The 15,488-nt window shown below is 75.9% G+C and carries 10 protein-coding genes; 1 reads left to right on the plus strand and 9 read right to left on the minus strand.

Going from position 1 to position 15,488, the window contains the following annotated elements; translation table 11 throughout:
* Nucleotides 1-227: 227 nt before the first annotated feature.
* The 9 genes from EU555_RS25445 to EU555_RS25485 all read right to left on the minus strand — a co-directional run bounded on the left by EU555_RS25445 (nucleotide 228) and on the right by EU555_RS25485 (nucleotide 14,575).
* Nucleotides 228-1,622, minus strand: coding sequence for a response regulator (locus EU555_RS25445; protein WP_167858660.1), 1,395 nt, complete (start codon nucleotides 1,620-1,622; stop codon nucleotides 228-230).
* Nucleotides 1,623-1,672: 50 nt separating this feature from the next.
* A complete protein-coding gene (gene bcsN / locus EU555_RS25450) occupies nucleotides 1,673-2,587 on the minus strand; it encodes a cellulose biosynthesis protein BcsN (RefSeq protein ID WP_135418073.1) in 915 nt (304 codons plus the stop codon).
* The gene (locus EU555_RS25455; RefSeq protein WP_135418075.1) at nucleotides 2,584-4,380 is read right to left on the minus strand and encodes a tetratricopeptide repeat protein; all 1,797 of its coding nucleotides are present in this window, start codon (nucleotides 4,378-4,380) and stop codon (nucleotides 2,584-2,586) included. Before EU555_RS25455 ends, bcsN begins: the two co-directional genes overlap by 4 nt.
* Nucleotides 4,365-5,423, minus strand: a complete 1,059-nt coding sequence (locus EU555_RS25460; RefSeq protein WP_245524489.1) for a family 8 glycosyl hydrolase — start codon at nucleotides 5,421-5,423, stop codon at nucleotides 4,365-4,367. The genes EU555_RS25455 and EU555_RS25460 overlap by 16 nt, the downstream gene beginning before the upstream one ends.
* Nucleotides 5,420-7,744 carry a cellulose biosynthesis cyclic di-GMP-binding regulatory protein BcsB gene (locus EU555_RS25465; protein ID WP_135418077.1) on the minus strand — a complete coding sequence of 775 codons (2,325 nt, stop codon included), beginning with the start codon at nucleotides 7,742-7,744 and terminating at the stop codon, nucleotides 5,420-5,422. Before EU555_RS25465 ends, EU555_RS25460 begins: the two co-directional genes overlap by 4 nt.
* 12 nt (nucleotides 7,745-7,756) lie before the next feature.
* Nucleotides 7,757-10,555 (minus strand): UDP-forming cellulose synthase catalytic subunit, encoded by a 2,799-nt coding sequence (gene bcsA / locus EU555_RS25470; RefSeq protein ID WP_135418079.1) that lies wholly within the window; start codon nucleotides 10,553-10,555, stop codon nucleotides 7,757-7,759.
* Complete coding sequence (gene bcsS, locus EU555_RS25475) at nucleotides 10,555-11,313, minus strand: cellulose biosynthesis protein BcsS (protein ID WP_135418080.1); 759 nt, start codon at nucleotides 11,311-11,313, stop codon at nucleotides 10,555-10,557. The genes bcsA and bcsS overlap by 1 nt, the downstream gene beginning before the upstream one ends.
* A 524-nt stretch (nucleotides 11,314-11,837) precedes the next feature.
* Nucleotides 11,838-14,231 (minus strand): hybrid sensor histidine kinase/response regulator, encoded by a 2,394-nt coding sequence (locus tag EU555_RS25480; protein ID WP_135418082.1) that lies wholly within the window; start codon nucleotides 14,229-14,231, stop codon nucleotides 11,838-11,840.
* Nucleotides 14,222-14,575, minus strand: a complete 354-nt coding sequence (locus EU555_RS25485; protein WP_167858661.1) for a PAS domain-containing protein — start codon at nucleotides 14,573-14,575, stop codon at nucleotides 14,222-14,224. The genes EU555_RS25480 and EU555_RS25485 overlap by 10 nt, the downstream gene beginning before the upstream one ends.
* A 211-nt stretch (nucleotides 14,576-14,786) precedes the next feature.
* Here EU555_RS25485 and EU555_RS25490 point away from each other — a divergent pair, with 211 nt between their 5' ends.
* Nucleotides 14,787-15,182, plus strand: a complete 396-nt coding sequence (locus EU555_RS25490; RefSeq protein WP_167858662.1) for a PilZ domain-containing protein — start codon at nucleotides 14,787-14,789, stop codon at nucleotides 15,180-15,182.
* Nucleotides 15,183-15,488 lie beyond the last annotated feature (306 nt).

The raw sequence follows: 15,488 nt of genomic DNA on the forward strand, positions 1-15,488 counted from the left end.
CCAAGAAGGCCGACCCGCAGGGACGACGCCGTCCACGCTTCTCTTTCTCATATGAACTTGTCAAAGAGCGATCCGGCCGGAGCCGGGCATCATCGGCGACAACAGGACCAGCGCCTGACCAAGGTCAGGCTCGCCGGCCCGGACTGTGCAGAAGACGTCCCAGCGCCCGGTCCGCTGGTGCGGCCGGCGCCGATGGGTGGTCGTATAGGCCCGCGGGCCCGGACCCGTCAACCCCTTTGTGAAACTCTTGCGACAGGGCCCGGTCTCGAAGGCCCCTCCCCTCCCGCGCCACAGGCGGCGGCACAGGTGGTGCGGGCCTCGGCGGCGGCGCGGCGCGCCTCGGACAGGGCCTCCGGAACGCCGGTCCCGGCGGAGAGCGCCGCCTCGAGCCCGCGGCAGGCAGCGGCCAGGTCGTCGAAGCCGAGGCTGCCCGCCATCGCCACGATCACGTGGGCCTCGTGGGCGAGCGTCGCGAGGTCGGCCTGTGCGAAGGCAGTGGCGAGCTGTGCGAGGAGCCGGTCGTGCAGGCGCCCGAGTTCGGCCTCGCCGAGGAGACGCGACAGCTCGGCGGTCTTGCGCGCGTTGAGCACCGCCGGCCGCGGCGGCTCCGTCGGCGCTCCTCGCCGCGAGGCCCCGGCAAGCGTGGCGGCGCCTGCCGCGGCGCGGCGGCCCTGCTCGGTCAGGCGTACGCTCACCCCGGCTCCGACCGCCACGCAGGCGAGGGCGCCTGCCTCGGTCAAGCTCAGGACCGCCGCCATCAGGGCGGCGGGCGACAGGCCGGTCTCGTAGGCGAGGCTCCCCTCCCCGCCCGCCAGGGCCAGGTCGCGGCCAGTGACGTGGAGCAGCGCCAGGAGGTGGAGGACGGGGTCGGCCGAATCGGGGCGCACGCTCAGCCCGGCCCGGCGCGCCGCGAATCCGGTGCAGGCCTCGGCCAGCGCCGCCCAGGTGGCCGGCTCGGCCACCCGGAAGGCGACGTCGCAGGCGCCGCCGAGCCGGCCGGTGAGGTCGACGGTCGGCACCGGGCGCCCCGGCATCTCGGCGCGGGCAGCGCGCAGGGCCGGGAGGCCGGCCTCGCCGCTGAGCAGGATCAGGTCGGCCTCGGCGGCGCGTTCCACCGGCACGAAGGCCTGGGCGAGGGCCGCAGCCTCGGTGGCGCCCGGCATCGGGCAGATCAGGGCGCGGGGCCGGCCCGGCAAGCCGAAGCGGCGCCAGAGTGCGTCGACGCCGGTCTCCGGCGCGCTCGCGGGCGGCTCCGGCCGGGTGAGGCGATCGAGGGTCGCGTAGAGCGCGTCGGGGTCGAGGGGCTTGACCAGGATGGCGTCGAAGCGGGCGTCGGCGCCGCGGCGCGACGCCAGGCCGTGACGGTCGGCGGTGACGCCGACGAGCCGCACCCGGTCCTCCGGCCGCGCGATCTCGCGCATCAGGCGCGCGAGGGCGTAGCCGTCCATCTCGGGCAGGTGATAGTCGATCATCACCACGTCGTGGCGGCGCTCGCTCAGGAGCCGCAGGCCGAGGAAGCCATCCTGGGCCACGTCGACGCTGTCGCCCCGGCGCTCGCACAGGGCGCGGACGAGGTCCTGGAAGCCGGGATCGTCCTCGACCACGAGAAGGCGCAGGCTCATCGGTGACTCCGCTCGGATCTGATTCTCAGGCCGCGACAAACGCGACGTCATCATGGGTGCCGCGGGGCCGGGCCGCCGGTGGCCTCGGGCGGCAGGATCGCGGCGCCCGGAGGCAGGCGCGCCGCCGCCGGAGACGGGCCAGGGCCGTCGATCGCGCCCAGGAGGGCGCCGCGGAGAGGAAGACCCGGCACGCTTGCCGCGGACGGACGGCGCTCGGGCCCCTCGGTGCCGAGATAACGCGGACCGGCAGGCGCGGGATCGGAGGCCGGCGCGGGGGCGACCGGGGCCGGGCGGGCCATCGGGACCGGGCGGGCTTGGCGCAAAGGCCGGACCGCCGACGGAACCGGGACGGGAGTGCCGGAAAAGCGCGGCACCAGGCGCAGCTGCGTCACCGCCGCCGCCATCGCCTCGAAGGTGACGTCGTTCCGGCACAGGCGCAGGCGTAAGGAAAGCGGCGTCGATCCGCCCCCCTCCAGCACCGGCGCCGCCGGGATCCACTGCCAGGCGTAGAGGCAGCGCATCGCCCCGGCGCGGCCGATGGCGAGGCCGTAGGGCCCGTAGGCGTTGGCGGAGGACCGGGTGACGACCTGCATCGCCACCCCCGGGAAGGCGCCGGCGAGCTCGGCGCGGATGCCGGCTTCGGTCGGCTTGCCCCCCAGGACGGCGTCGAGCGCGCCGTCCCGCGGGCTCACGACCCGCACCCGATGGTCGCCCCCGCCCCGGTGCCCCGCGGGCGCGAGGGCGATCTCCTGCTCGAACCCGCCCGGACCGTCCCGTTCGCGCAGGGCGACGGGGCGCCCGATCCAGGCCGGCAGGACGACGACGGGGGTCGGCGCGGACCGGCGGCCCGGGCCGGACGGCAGGGCCGCGTCGAGGCTGGCGAAGCGCTGCGTCACGGCACTCTCCCGCGCGGTGCAGGCGCCGAGGGCGAGGGTGGCGGCGGCGAGGGCGGAGGCGCGGATCACGGCTGGGCCTTTCGGTTAACGGAGGCGATGGCGCCGGTCGTGGCAATGTCCGGCCGGGCCGGCGGTTCGGCCGGGACGGCCTGCATCGCCGACCACAGGCTGCCGAGGGGCGCCGGGCGCTCCGCCGCGCTGGGCACGCTCGGCCCGGCCTCGCCGGTCCAGGCCGGCAGGAGGGAGAACCCGAACCGCTCGTAGGGCATCGGCCCGACGCCGGGGACGCGCCGCGCCGTCGTCGGGACGCGGCCCGCAGGCCGCGTGGTGGGGAGCGTCACGGCCGGCACGGGGCTGCCCGCGGGCGCGGCGCGCAGGTCGTTCTCCATGGCGACCGCCAGCGGGAAGTCGCTGCGCCGCACCAGCGGGGCGGCCGGCGCCGCGAGGGCTTCAGGATTGGGCACGCGGCCGCGCGGCTCCGGCCGCGGCGCGAGGTCGAGATAGGTGCCGCGCGCAGCCGTCTCCGGCGGGCGCTGGGTAGCGGCGTCGCAGGGCGAGGGCCGGTCGGGCCGGGGGTCGAACAGGAGGCCGATCACCCGCGGAAACAGACCGTCGTAGCGGTTGACCACCTCCACGAAGGCGCGCTGCTGGCCCGCCCGCTGCAGGGCGAGGGCGTAGCCGTAGACCGTGGCTTCCTTCGGGAACCACGCCACGGCGCGGCGGAACCAGGCGAGCGCGGCGTCGAACTGGCAGGTGTTGGTGGCGTACCAGGCGAGCGCCTGTGCGCCCTCCCCGGAGGCGGTGGCGGCCGTCACCTCGGCGTAGCGGCGCAGGCGCTCGGGCTCGATCGCCGGGGGCGTCGCGCGGGTCAGGTCGCGCTCCAGGATGTCGATGAACAGGAGCGTGTTGTTCACCAGCGGCTCGCGCCAGGCATAGGCCACGTCCTCCGCCTCCCGGTGCAGGCCGAGGCGCAGTAGGGTGTGGGCAAGGCCGTGCGCCACCATGGCGTCGCCGCCGCGGGCGATGGCGCGCTTGAACCAGGCGAGGGCCTCCGGCAGGTCGCTGCGCTTGAGGGCGTACCAGGCCACGAGGGCCGCCTGGTCGGGGTCCGGCGCCGGCTCGGCATAGGCCTGGAAGGCGGCGAGATCGTCCGGGCCGACCGCCTGGCCGGCCTCGTCGCGCAGGACCGCGGCGAGACGGGCGCGGATGAGGTCGATGCGGATCGGCGCGAGGTCGTCCGCCGGGATCCCGGCGGCGAGGCGGTCGATCTCGGCCATCGGCAGCAGCGCCAGCGCCCGCAGCAGGCCGGCCCGGCGCGCGTCGGCGCCGGCCCGCGGCGAGGCGAGCGCCCGGCCAAACAGCGCGATCGCCTCCGGCGCCCGGTCGGCGCGGGCGAGCGCCTCGGCGACGGTCCAGGCCACCTCCGGCTCGCCGGCCTCGATCTCCGGCCGGCGCCGGTCGGCGAGCGTCGCGAGATCGGCCCAGCGCCCGGCCTTGGCGATGGCCCGCACCTCGTCGCGCAGCCGCCGGCGCGCCAGGGCGCCCGCCAGCGCGCCGGAGGGCTTCCAGCCCGGCTCGGCCCCGGCGCGCTCGGCGAGCGCCTTGTGCAGGACGTCGAGGCGGCCGGCATTGAGGAGGTCCCAGAACCCCTCCTCGTCCTCCGCCCCCGGCTCGGCGGTCCAGAGATCGGCGGGCGGCGTCCAGCCCGGGAAGCGGCGGGTGAGGCGCCCGGCCTCGGCGGCCACCCGCTCGGGCTGGCGCTGCGTGGCGTAGTAGCGGAGAGCCGTCTCGTCGGGCCGCTCGGCGCCCGCGGCGGGGGCGAGGCCCGCGAGGCCGAGAGCGAGGATCAGCGCGGGGCGCATGCGGGATACCTCACCTTCAGGGTAGCGAGCGCCAGGAGCTGCAGGGTCGCCGGGTAGTAGTGCTCGCTCTCGGCCCGCACCCGGGTGAGCGCGGGCGGGAACGGCGTCGCGCGGGCGGCGCAGGCGGCGAGCGCCGGGATCGCGCCGTAGCCGGTCTCGGTGAGGCGGGCCTTGATCGTCCCGCTCGCGGTGTCGACGAGGGCGAGGTTACCGGCCTCCGGCCTCGGCCACAGGCTTAGGAACGGCGCGTAGAGGTCGGCGTCGGTCGCCCCCGCCATGGCGAGGTAGAGCGGGATGCGCAGGGCGTTGTACGCGAACTCGGCCGATAAACCGTCGGCGGGGCGCGGGGCGGCGCCCGCGAGCGAGACCCACTCGCTCGGCAGGCGCGCGGGCCCGAAGCGCGCGGCGCGGATCAGCCGGCGGCCGCTGCGGTCGAGCCCGGCCCAGTCGAATTCGGGGGCGAGGAGCGGCAGCCGGTCGAAGGCCGGGAAGATCCAGTAGGACAGGTTGACGACCGGGCCGTCGGGCCGGTCCTCGGCGGAGAAGCCCGCCACCGCCGGCAGCAGCAGCGGCCCGTGGGCGGCCCGCGGCAGGATCAGCTTGCGGCCGAGCTCGACCGCGATGCGCCGGCCGGCGACCCTGTGCGAGGGGTCGCCCCAGGCCGCCACCGCCTCGGCCAGCGCCCAGGCGACCAGGAGGTCGCCGTCGGCGGCGTCGTTCATGTCGGCGACCGCCGGGCGCCGGTCGGGCTCCCAGCGCCAGGCGAGGAGCTGGTCGTCGCGGACCATCAGGTTGGCGCGGGTCCAGGTCCAGATCCGCTCGAAGGTGGCGCGGTCGCCGGCGAGCACCGCCAGCAGCATGCCGTAGCCCTGGCCCTCGCTGTGGCTGACGCCGCCATTGCCGGTATCGACGACCCGGCCGGCCTGCGTGACGAAGCGGGCCTTGTAGGCGCGCCAGCCGTCGTGGCCGGCGAGCGGCGCGGTCTGCGCCGCGGCCGCATGGCAGAGCCCGAGGAGGGCGAGGAGGAGAAACAGGGGTCTCACCGCGTGCTCCTGCCGAGGTTGCGCACCAGCCAGTGGGTCGAGGCTGCCAGGAGCCCGGCGCAGCCGAGCGCCATCAGCGCGTAGACCTCGCCGTTGAGGGAGAGCCAGCCGGCGGCCACGCGGCGCAGGTTGCCGAACGAGGCCGGGGCGCTGGCGACGTAGCGGACGCTGCCGGGCACGCCCACCGCCACCGCGCCATCGGGCGCCAGGAGGGCGAGGCCGCCCCGGGGCCGGCTCCAGACCAGCGGCTGGACGAGGCAGCCGACCGCCTCGCTCAAGCCCGCCGGCGTGGCGGCGGTGACGACCGTGAGCACGTCGTCGGGCGCCGGACCGGTCACCCCCTGGGCGAGGACGAGGGCGGCCTCGGGGAAGCCGAGGGTGTCGGTCGCCGGGCCGCGGCAGCCCGGGGGGGCGCCGCGGCGCAGGGCCTGGCGGCGCGCGGCGGCGGCCATCTCGGGCGTCGGCGCGGCGGTGGCCGGTTCGTCCCGCCGCGCCCAGGCGTCGCGCACCCCGTGAGGGTCCAGGCCGGCGGCGGTGAGGAGCGGCGCGTCGAGGCTGCGGGCGGCGGCCACCACCAGGGTCGGCCCGACCACGCCGCTGCGCCCGGCCGCGACGGCGAAGGGGATCGGCCGCCCCGCCGCCAGGCCGAGCCGGGTCGCCAGGGTGGCGGCCGCCGCCATGGTGTCGCGGTCGGGCGCCGGGACGGCGAGGGTCGGCGCCCGACTGGCAGGCGCCGGGACGGCGAGGGTCGGGGCGTGGGCACCCACGCCCGTCGGGGCACGGGCATCGGGGCCGATTGGGCCGCGGGCCTCCGGGCCCGGTCCGCCGGCTTTCGCCGAATGGTAGGGGAAGCCCGCGGCTGCGGCGGCGGCGAGGTCCGGCTGGCGGGCGATCCGGGCGAGGTCGGGGATCGTCAGGCGGGTGCTGGCGCGCAGGAGCAGGCGCTCGCCGGCGGGCGCCGCGCAGGTCTGGTCCTGGGCCCGGGGCAGCTCGGCGAGCAGGGTGATGCGGTTGAGGCCCGGGCGCAGCAGGTGGAGCGGCAGGAAGACCGTGCGCCGGCGCAGGGTCTCGCCGCCGGACCGGCCGAGCGGGACGCTGCCGGCCGCCGCGCCGTTGATCGACACGCTGACCTGGGCGCCCGGCGCGAGGCCCGCCGGGTAGGTCGCGTCGAGGTCGAGCGCGATCTTGGCGTAGTCCGCCGCCAGGAGGTCGTGCGGCAGCGCCAGATCGAGGGTGAGCTGGTGGGTCCGCCCGGTGACGGCCTCGTCCTGGAGCCCGAGATCGGCCAGGGTCAGGCTCTCGCCGCCCGCGATCCGCCGGCCGCCGGCGTCGCGCAACGCCGCCAGGCCCTCGGGCGTGCCGGTCAGCGCCATCGCGGCGAGGTCGTCGAGCTGGCCGAGGGCCGCCGCCACGTCGGCTTCGTCGGCCCCGGTGACGACGACGACCGGGCGGCGCCCGGCCGTTGCCGGCAGCAGGGCGAGGCGGGGGCCGGTGACGGGGCCGAGGGCCGATATGTCGAGGCTGCGGGCGAGCTCGGCCGCGGGCGCCACCGCGAGCGCGAGCCCGTCGCCGGCTTCCGGCGCCGGCGCGAAGGAGACCGAGGGCTGCCCGAAGCGTCCGGCGAGGGCCAGGGCCTGGGCGCCGGCGATCAGGCCCTCGACCCGCCGCTCCGACAGGCGCTCGCCGGTCTGGATCAGGCGGATCGGCACGGCGCCGTCCGGCCCCGGCCGGGCCGCCGCGAGGTCGGCGAGGTCGGCGAGGCCCTCGCCCGGGGAGAGAAGGCCGGTGGTCTCGGGGTCGATCTGGGTCCACAGCTCGTAAGTGGCCGCCACCGTGCAGTCGACGCGGTGGCGCTGGTCGACCCGGAGGGTCACGGCGTTGATCCCGGGCCGCAGGGCGCCCGGGGGGATCGCGACGGTCTCGAGCCGCAGGCCCCGGGCCCCGTCGATCGCCGCGCGGCCGATCTCGACGCCGTTGAGGCTCAAACCGAGCGTCGAGGCCTCCGGCAGGACCGAGATCGCCGAGAGGTAGCCGATCTGGAGACGGCCGCCCGCCCGGGCCTCGGCCGCCGTGACGGCGAGCGGCCAGGTCACGGCGCCGGTCTCGCCCCAGAGCCGCAAGGGAGACGCGACCGCCGGGAGGCGCCGCAGCGTGGGACCCTTCGGCGCGCCGGCCGCCATTGGGGCGGAAGACGGTACGGGCTTCTGGGCGGGGACGCCCGGCAGCACCATCACGGGGGTCGGCCCGAAGCCCGAGAAGGTCTGGGCGAGGGCGGGCGCGCCGCACAGGGCGGAGGCGAGAAGCGGCACGAGGATGCGCATGCGAGACCCTCCTCAGGCGGCGTCGCGGGCGGCGGCCGGGCGACCGGCTTCCAGGGGTTGCGACAGGGCAGGCGCAGCAGAAGGCGCGAGGGGGACAGCCTGCCGGCGCGGCGGCGCGAGCGGAGCCGGAACCGCCCCTGCGCCGGCCAGCGCCCGGATGCTCTCGGCCCAGAAAGCCGCGTCGAGGGTGGCCGCGTCGGGGGGCGGGGCTCGGTCGAGGCCGGGCGCCGCGGCGAGGAGGCCCGCGATGGCGGCACGCCAGTCGGCCTCGGCCATGGCGGCCTGCGGCAGGGCGGCCTCCGGCATCGCGGAAGGCACCGCCGGCGCGCGGACCGGCGCGTCGACCGATCCGGGAGTCAGGGCCGGCATTGCGGCGGCCGGCACCGGCTCCGGCCGGATCGCCGCCGGTGCGACGGCCGGCGAGGCGACCTTGGCGGGGATGACGGGCGCGACCGATGCGGGCGCGGCCGCGACCGGCGCGAGGGCAGCGGCCAGGGTCGCCGGGAGGTCGCGGGCGATCTCGTCGGCGAGGATGACCTGCGGCGACGGCTCGGCCGCCGGCACCCGGGCCGCGACGGGCGGTATCGCGGCGACGGCGGGTAATTCGGCCGCGGACGCCGCCTCCGGCACGGCAGGCGCCGGGAGCGCCGGCGGCGCGGACCGGCCGAGATAGGACACGGCGCGCAGCGGCTCGGCGACGCCCCAGGCGAGGAAGCGCAGGGTGCCGGTGACGAGGTCGCGATGGCGGCGGCGCCCGGCGAGGAAGCCCCGCAGGGCAGCGGCGTCGCCGTACATCAGCCCGGCCACCGTGCGGTACTCCGCGGGCGCGAGGGGCGCGAAGGCGACGACGCGCAGGTCCGGCGCCGGCGCCGCCCGCAGGGTGAAGCGGAGGGCCGGGCCGGTCCCGGCCTGCAGGAGACCGCCCTGCGGCATCGCCGGAAAGGGCGCGCCGTCCGCCCGGCGCAGGCGCAGGGTCGCGGCCTCCGCGCTCATCCGCTCGACCGTGACCGGCACCCGCTCGTCACCGATCGCCGCCAGGGCCGGCCGGCCGACCGGCAGGCTCGGGGTGGTCTCCTCCTGGCGCCGCTCCGCCACGGCGCCGAGGGCCACGCCGGCGATCACCAGGTTGAACCCGCACCACAGGCCGACGACGAGCATCAGGCTGGTGACGCCGGGCTCGTAGAGGTAGCGCCACGCCGCCATGCCGCAGCCGGCCGCCAGCGCGGCGAAGATCGCGAAGAACGGCCAGGCGAGCGGCGAGAGGTGGTCGTGCGCGAGGCCGGCGCCCTTGGCGGTAACCGAGAAGCTCGGCCGCCGGGGCGAGACGATCACCGAGGCGATCGAGCGGGCAAGGTACACGCCCTGGACGTACTCGTAGAGCTCGGACACGAACGGCCAGCGCACGTGGCCGTAGAGGTAGTTCTGGATCATCAGGTTGGCGACGATGTAGGTCGCCGTGTAGGCAATCGCCTCGTCCACCGACGACACGAAGATCTTGACGTCGAAGAAGATGTGCAGGAGCGGCGCCAGCATGAAGACCAGCCGCGGCAGCGGGAAGAACCAGAACGTCATGCTCGACAGGTAGGCGAGCCGCTGGATCGGCCGCAGACCCGGCTTCATCAGCGGGTTCTTGAGCATCAGGATCTGAATCATGCCCTGGCACCAGCGGGCGCGCTGGCCGATGAAGTCGGCCAGGCTCTCGGGCTGGAGGCCGGCGATCAGCGGCTTGCCGACATAGGCGCTGGTCCAGCCCCGGCCGTGCAGGTCGAGGGCGGTCTCGCAATCCTCCGTGATGGTGATGCCGGAGAACCCGCCGACGGCGTCGAGGGCGCGCCGTCGCAGGAGCGCCGCCGAGCCGCAGAAGAACGAGCCGTTCCACTTGTCGAGCCCGGCCTGGGTCACGCCGTAGAACATCTCGTTCTCGGACGGCATGCGGGCGAAGGTGCGCAGGTTCCGCTCGACCGGGTCCGGGTTGAGGAAGACGTGCGGCGTCTGGACCAGGAAGAGGTTCGGGTCCTCGGAGAACAGCCCGACCGTCTCGCGCAGGAACGAGCGGAACGGCGCGTGGTCGGCGTCGAGCACGAGCACGATCTCGGCCCGCGAGGCGGTGAGCCCGTTGTTGAGGTTGCCGGCCTTGGCGTGCTCGTTGCGGGCCCGCGTCAGGTAGCAGGCGCCGAGCGCGGCGCAGAGCGCCTGCAGCTCCGCCCGCCTTTCTTGCGCCGCCGCGGCCTTGGCGGGGTTCGGGTCGGCGCATTTCTGGTCGGTGCCGCCGTCGTCGAGGAGCCAGACGGTGAGTTTGTCCGCCGGATAGTCGAGGTTGAGCGCCGCCGCGAGGGTCACCGCCAGGATCTCGGTCGGCTCGTTGTAGCTCGGGATCAGCACGTCGACGGCGGGCAGATCGGCGTCCGCCGGAAAGGGCACGGTCTCGCGCACCAGCGGGTCGGCGGTGACGACGAGGCTCACCGCCAGGATCAGCACGCAGTAGAGCTCGGCCCCGAGCAGCATCATGCCGAAGCCGAGGCCGACCGGATCGTCGAGGGAGGGCAGCGTGCCGGTGAGGCGCCAGTAGACGTAGCGGATCACCACCAGGGTGCCGAGCGCCAGGAAGGCGAGCCGGGGCAGGCCCCGGCGGGGCGCTAGGAGCCACAGGGCCAGCATGCCGGCGCAGGCCGCCCCGCAGAGCCAGAGCTGCGCCTCCGGCCCGACCGGCTGGGCGAGGAGCCCGATCGTGACCGCGGCCGAGAGGCCCCAGATCGTCCAGCGCAGGGACGCGGCGGCGAGGCCGTGGGCGGGCGTGCGGGAGGCGCCCATCAGAAGCCCGCCCGCATGTCGACGGTGGTGTAGAGGCCGCCCTTGCGGGCCTGGTCGTGCAGATAGCCGGCGGCGAGGCCGAATTGCAGCGCGCCGACCTGCAGCCCGCTCCAGTGGGCGCCGATCCGCCACTGCCGGTAATAATCGTCGCCCAGCACGGCGGCCTCGGGGCCGAGGAAGCCGCCCAGCACCGCGACGCCGCCCCGCACCCGGCCGTAATAGGCGTTGAACGTGCTCGCATAGGTGCCGGTGGCGTGCACCATCGTGCCGGGGGTCGGCCGGGCGTAGAGGTCCAGCGCCGCCTTGAAGCCGCCGGCGTTGCGCACGCTCGCCTCGATCCCCGGCAGGTCGTTGCGGCGCACGGTGAGGCCGACGAAGGCCGACAGCACCGCCTCGGGCCAGACCCAGCCGTAGCCGACCATCGCGGCCGCCTCCGCCTGCTGCCCGAGCCCGGTCCCGGCCCGGTACGAGCCCAGCACCGCATCCGCCCGCAGGCGCAGGCCGCTGGTGAGGAGGTTGCCCGCCGGCGCCGCCGTCGCGGTCGCGCCGGCGAATTGCGCCCCTTGCGAGCTCACGGTCGCCGCGGTGTCGACCGAGACGATCCAGGCGTCCTGGGCGCCGTTTGGCTCGGCCCCGGTATACCAGTCGGCCGCGTGCGCCGGCCGGTCGGCCGCGGCGGCGGCGAGCGCCAGGACGCCTGAGAAGACGCATGAGAACGGGCCGCGCCGGACCGCGACGCGAGCGAGTTTGCGGTGCATGTCGAAACGCCACCAGACCCTGCAACACGGGCAGGATCGGGCCCGCAGCGTTAAGCGGACCTTGCCGGGACGGGTCGCATCCCGTGCGATTAAGTCTTACATCCTTCAGGATAAATTCGGATGAGCGAGACTGCCGCGCGGGGCCCGTCAAGCCCCCGGGGCGCTCGCATCCACACCTTCACCGGAATAGGCAGGAGCCCAAGCGCTGCGATGGTCCCCGTCCTCCCTCGCTCATTTCAGGAAGTCGCGGGATCCCCTCTCCCGTGTGGGAGAGGGGTAGGGGCGAGGGTGACACGGTCCTGGGTCAGGCTGTGACCGTTCCGCTGCCAGCACGACGCTCAACGCTCTACACTGAAGCGCAGCACCCTCACCCCTGGCCCCTCTCCCACACGGGAGAGGGGAACCGTGCCAGATCTTGGAACGACGTCGTCGACCGCTGCGGAGATTGTTCCCCGCAGGGCGAGTACTTCCGGCGCCTGCGGCGATGCCGGCACCCTTTCCCAAGGTTCGCCTCCCCAACCGCCTTAAGCCGTGCGGCCGAGGCCGCTCGGCGCGGCCGGCGCCTCGAGGGCGCCGATCAGGCGGCGGGTCTCGAAGGCGGCCGCCGCGCAGCGCGCCCGGGCCCGGGCGAGCGCCATCGCGAAACTGGTGCCGTCGCGGGCGACCTCGTCCTCGCCGCAGGCCTCGAGCTCGGCGCAAGCCCGCGAGAGCGGAGCGAAGCCGAGCATCCCGGCGGCCGAGACGAGGCCGTGCGCCTCGAAGCGCAGCCGCGCGCGCTCGGCCGCGTCGGCCCCCTCCCCCGCCAGCGCCCCGGTGACCTGCTCGGCGAGATGGCCGAGGAGCCGCAGCACCGCCTCCGGCGGCAGGAAGGCCCGGATGTCGTCGTAGAGCGCCCGGTCGAGGGCGGCGGGCTCGTCCGCGTCCGCCTCCGGGCAGGGGCCGCGGTCGAGCCAGCGGGCGAGCACGGCGTTGAGCTCCGCCGGGGTGAAGGGCTTGCCGAGGTGGTCGTCCATCCCGGCCGCGCGGAAGGACTGGACCTGGTCCGGCAGCACGTTGGCGGTCATGGCGATCACCGGCACCCGTGCGGCGTCGCCGGCGAGGCAGCGGATCAGCCGGGTCGCCATCGTGCCGTCGAGGCCCGGCATCTGCACGTCCATCAGCACGAGGTCGTAGGCGCCGGCCTCGACCGCCCGCACCGCCTGGAAGCCGTCGGTGGCGACATCGACGGCGTGCCCGGCCCCCCGCAGCATCAGGCAGGCGAGCTCGCGGTTCACCTCGATGTCCTCGACGAGGAGAATGCGGCCCGCCCGGCCCGGCGCTGCGGTGCAGGTCTCGGGTGCCGCCTGGTCCTCGGCCCGGGGCAGGGTCAGGGTGAACCAGAAGGTCGAGCCGCGGCCGGCCTCGGAGATCAGCCCGATCTCGCCGCCCATCGCCTCGACGAGGCGGCGGCTGATCGCGAGCCCGAGGCCGGTGCCGCCGTAATCGCGGCGGATCGAGCCGTCGACCTGGGAGAACCGCTCGAACAGCCGGCCCTGCTTGTCGGCCGGGATGCCGATCCCGGTATCGGCGACGGAGAAGCGGATCCGCTCGCCGGCCCGGCCGCTGCCCTCGTGGCGCAGGGACAGGGCGACGCTGCCGCGGGGGGTGAACTTCACCGCGTTGTTGAGGAGGTTGATGAGGATCTGGCGCAGCCGGGCCTCGTCGCCGACGAGGCGGCGGGGCAGGCTCGCGTCGATCGCCACCCGGACCTCGAGGGCCTTCTCGGCGGCCGCCCCCGCGACGACGCCGAGGCAGCCCTCGGCCAGGGCCTCGATCGCGAAGGGATCCTGGCGCAGGGCCACTGCGCCGGCCTCGACCGACGAGAAGTCGAGGATGTCGTTGACGACGGTGAGCAGGCCGCCGGCCGAGGCGCGGGCGAGGCCGGCGTAGCGCCGCAGCTCCGGCTCCAGACCCTCGGCCTGCGCGAGCAGGCCCGTGAAGCCGATCACGGCGTTGAGCGGCGTGCGGATCTCGTGGCTCATCGCCGACAGGAAGTCGGTCTTGGCGGCGTTCGCCCGCTCCGCGGCGGCCTTGGCAGCCTCGGCGGCGGCCTTGGCGGCCTCGGCAGCCGCCTTGGCGGCCACGAGCCCGGCCTCGGCGTCCTTGCGGGCCGAGATGTCGAGGTTGAGGCCGGTCAGCCGCAGCGGCCGGCCGTCCCGGTCCCGGCAGAGCCGGCCGATGGCCTGGATCCAGCGCACGCCGTCGGGCAGGACCACCCGGAAGGCGATGTCGAAGGTGCCGCCGCCCCCCAGCGCGCCGCGGAAGGCCGCCAGCGCCGGCTTGCGGTCCTGCGGCACCAGCCGCCGCAGCCAGGCGCCGAGGGCGATCACCGCCGGCCGGTCGCCGGGCAGGCCGTGCAGCCGGGCGCTCTCCGGCGCGAGCGTCACCTCGCGGGTCACGAGGTCGAGATCGAACAGGCCGGCGCCCGCCGCCTCCTGGGCGAGACGCAGCAGGTCGCCGGTCTCCTCCAGCGCCTTGCGGGCGGCCAGGATCTCGTCGATGTCGAGGGCCGAGCCGAGCCAGCCGAGGAGCACGTCGTCCTTGCGCAGGGGCTGGAAGGCGAGCTGGTGCCAGCGATAGACGCCGTTTCGGTCGCGCAGCCGGCCCTGCACGTCGCCGCTGCCGCCCTCCGCCAAAGCCGCGGCGATCCGCGGCCGGTCGTCGGGGTGATAGCGCTCCTGCCGCGCCTCCCGGCCGGGCCCGATCGCGCCGAAACAGCGCGCGAAGGCCGGGTTGGCGTAGACGGTCTCGCCGGTATCGGTGCGCTCCATCCAGACGAGCTGCGGCAGCGTGTCGGCGAGCGCCCGGTAATGCGCCCGGCTCGCCCGGAGCGAGGCCTCGGTGTCCTGGCGCGCGGCGGCGTCGCGGATCACCGCCACGAGAGGCGCGCCTTCCGCGGACAGGCGGGTCTCGACCCAGATCCAGCGCCCGTCGGCATGGGCGAGAGGCGGTGCACCAGGGCGCCGCCGCCGGCGAGCAGGGCCGCGAGCCCGGCGCGGTCCTCGGGATGGATGAGTTCGGCCAGGGACAGGCCCGCGAGGGCGCCGGGCGTCCGGCCGGTCAGCGCCAGGCTCGCCGGCGAGGCGGACAGGAGCCGGCCGGCGCGGTCGATCTCGGCGACGAGGTCGGGGCAGCCGGCGAGCAGCCGCTCCGCGGCCCCGCGGCCACCGCCGAACAGGCGCGCGAGGGCGCCGCGCCAGCCGGACCGGGCGTCACGCGCCATGACGGGCATCCGACGCGGCCAGGCCCGCTCGTCTCGTCGTGGCGCCGCAGGGAGGCATCCTCCGCGCCCGCAGGAAGGCCGGAGGCCGGCGCGCATCGAAACCCGTCGTCATGTCGGAAGTGGTCTCGGGAGAAGAACCAAAATTTGTCACATGATAGTTAATCATCAATTCATTAAACGAGACTTAACCTATCCTTGCGATCAGACCGGCATGAACGCGTCGCCTCCCATGCCGCAGGTCGGATCCGCTTCCCCCACGTCGGCGCCCGTCGCCCCGGGGTCGCAGGACGGCAGCGAGCGGCGGCGCGACCGGCGCTTTCCCGTCACCCTGTCGGCGCGCCTGCACCATGGCGGCCGGAGCCACCGCACGGAGATCCTCAACCTGAGCCTCGGCGGCCTGCTGCTGGCACCGGTGGCGGAGGCCCAGCTCGTCCCCGGCACGCGGATCCAGGTCGCGGCGGCGTCGATCGGCGAGGTCCGAGCCCGCGTCGTCGGCGTGAGCGCGCTCGGGATCCACGCGCGGGTCGAGGAGACGCCGGAGCGGTTCCAGCACGCCCTGGTGCGCCTGGCGCGGTTGGCGCGCATCTGGACCGCGTCGGACACCTGAGTCGCCGCACGCGCGACGGGCCCGGCAGCCCGTGCCATCAGCCACTCTCGAGCATCGGGGCGGGAGCGGCCAAGGCCGGGGCTCATCGGTCATCGGAAGGCGCACTCGAGGAGTGGCTTCACCGCCCCGTGGGGCCGTCCCCGCCCCGTCGTCCGTCGGGGTGCCGCTACGCCCGGGCCCGAACGGGTGCCGGGGCGATCGTCGCGGCCCGTCTCATGGGTGGCGTCATGCCTCCCTCCGTCGGCGTCGCCCGCCCGCGGATGCGGTGGAGCGCGGGAGGGAGGTTGATCCCGTCGCGGCCGGTCG

The organism is Methylobacterium nonmethylotrophicum, assembly GCF_004745635.1.
GTDB lineage: Bacteria > Pseudomonadota > Alphaproteobacteria > Rhizobiales > Beijerinckiaceae > Methylobacterium > Methylobacterium nonmethylotrophicum.

Bases quoted from the DNA above. Each gene is read 5' to 3' on its own strand.
- EU555_RS25445 (WP_167858660.1), bottom strand. From the start codon at position 1,622: ATGAGCCTGCGCCTTCTCGTGGTCGAGGACGATCCCGGCTTCCAGGAC.
- EU555_RS25455 (WP_135418075.1), bottom strand. From the start codon at position 4,380: ATGCGCCCCGCGCTGATCCTCGCTCTCGGCCTCGCGGGCCTCGCCCCC.
- EU555_RS25465 (WP_135418077.1), bottom strand. From the start codon at position 7,744: ATGCGCATCCTCGTGCCGCTTCTCGCCTCCGCCCTGTGCGGCGCGCCC.
- bcsA (WP_135418079.1), bottom strand. From the start codon at position 10,555: ATGGGCGCCTCCCGCACGCCCGCCCACGGCCTCGCCGCCGCGTCCCTG.
- bcsS (WP_135418080.1), bottom strand. From the start codon at position 11,313: ATGCACCGCAAACTCGCTCGCGTCGCGGTCCGGCGCGGCCCGTTCTCA.
- EU555_RS25485 (WP_167858661.1), bottom strand. From the start codon at position 14,575: ATGGCGCGTGACGCCCGGTCCGGCTGGCGCGGCGCCCTCGCGCGCCTG.
- EU555_RS25490 (WP_167858662.1), top strand. From the start codon at position 14,787: ATGAACGCGTCGCCTCCCATGCCGCAGGTCGGATCCGCTTCCCCCACG.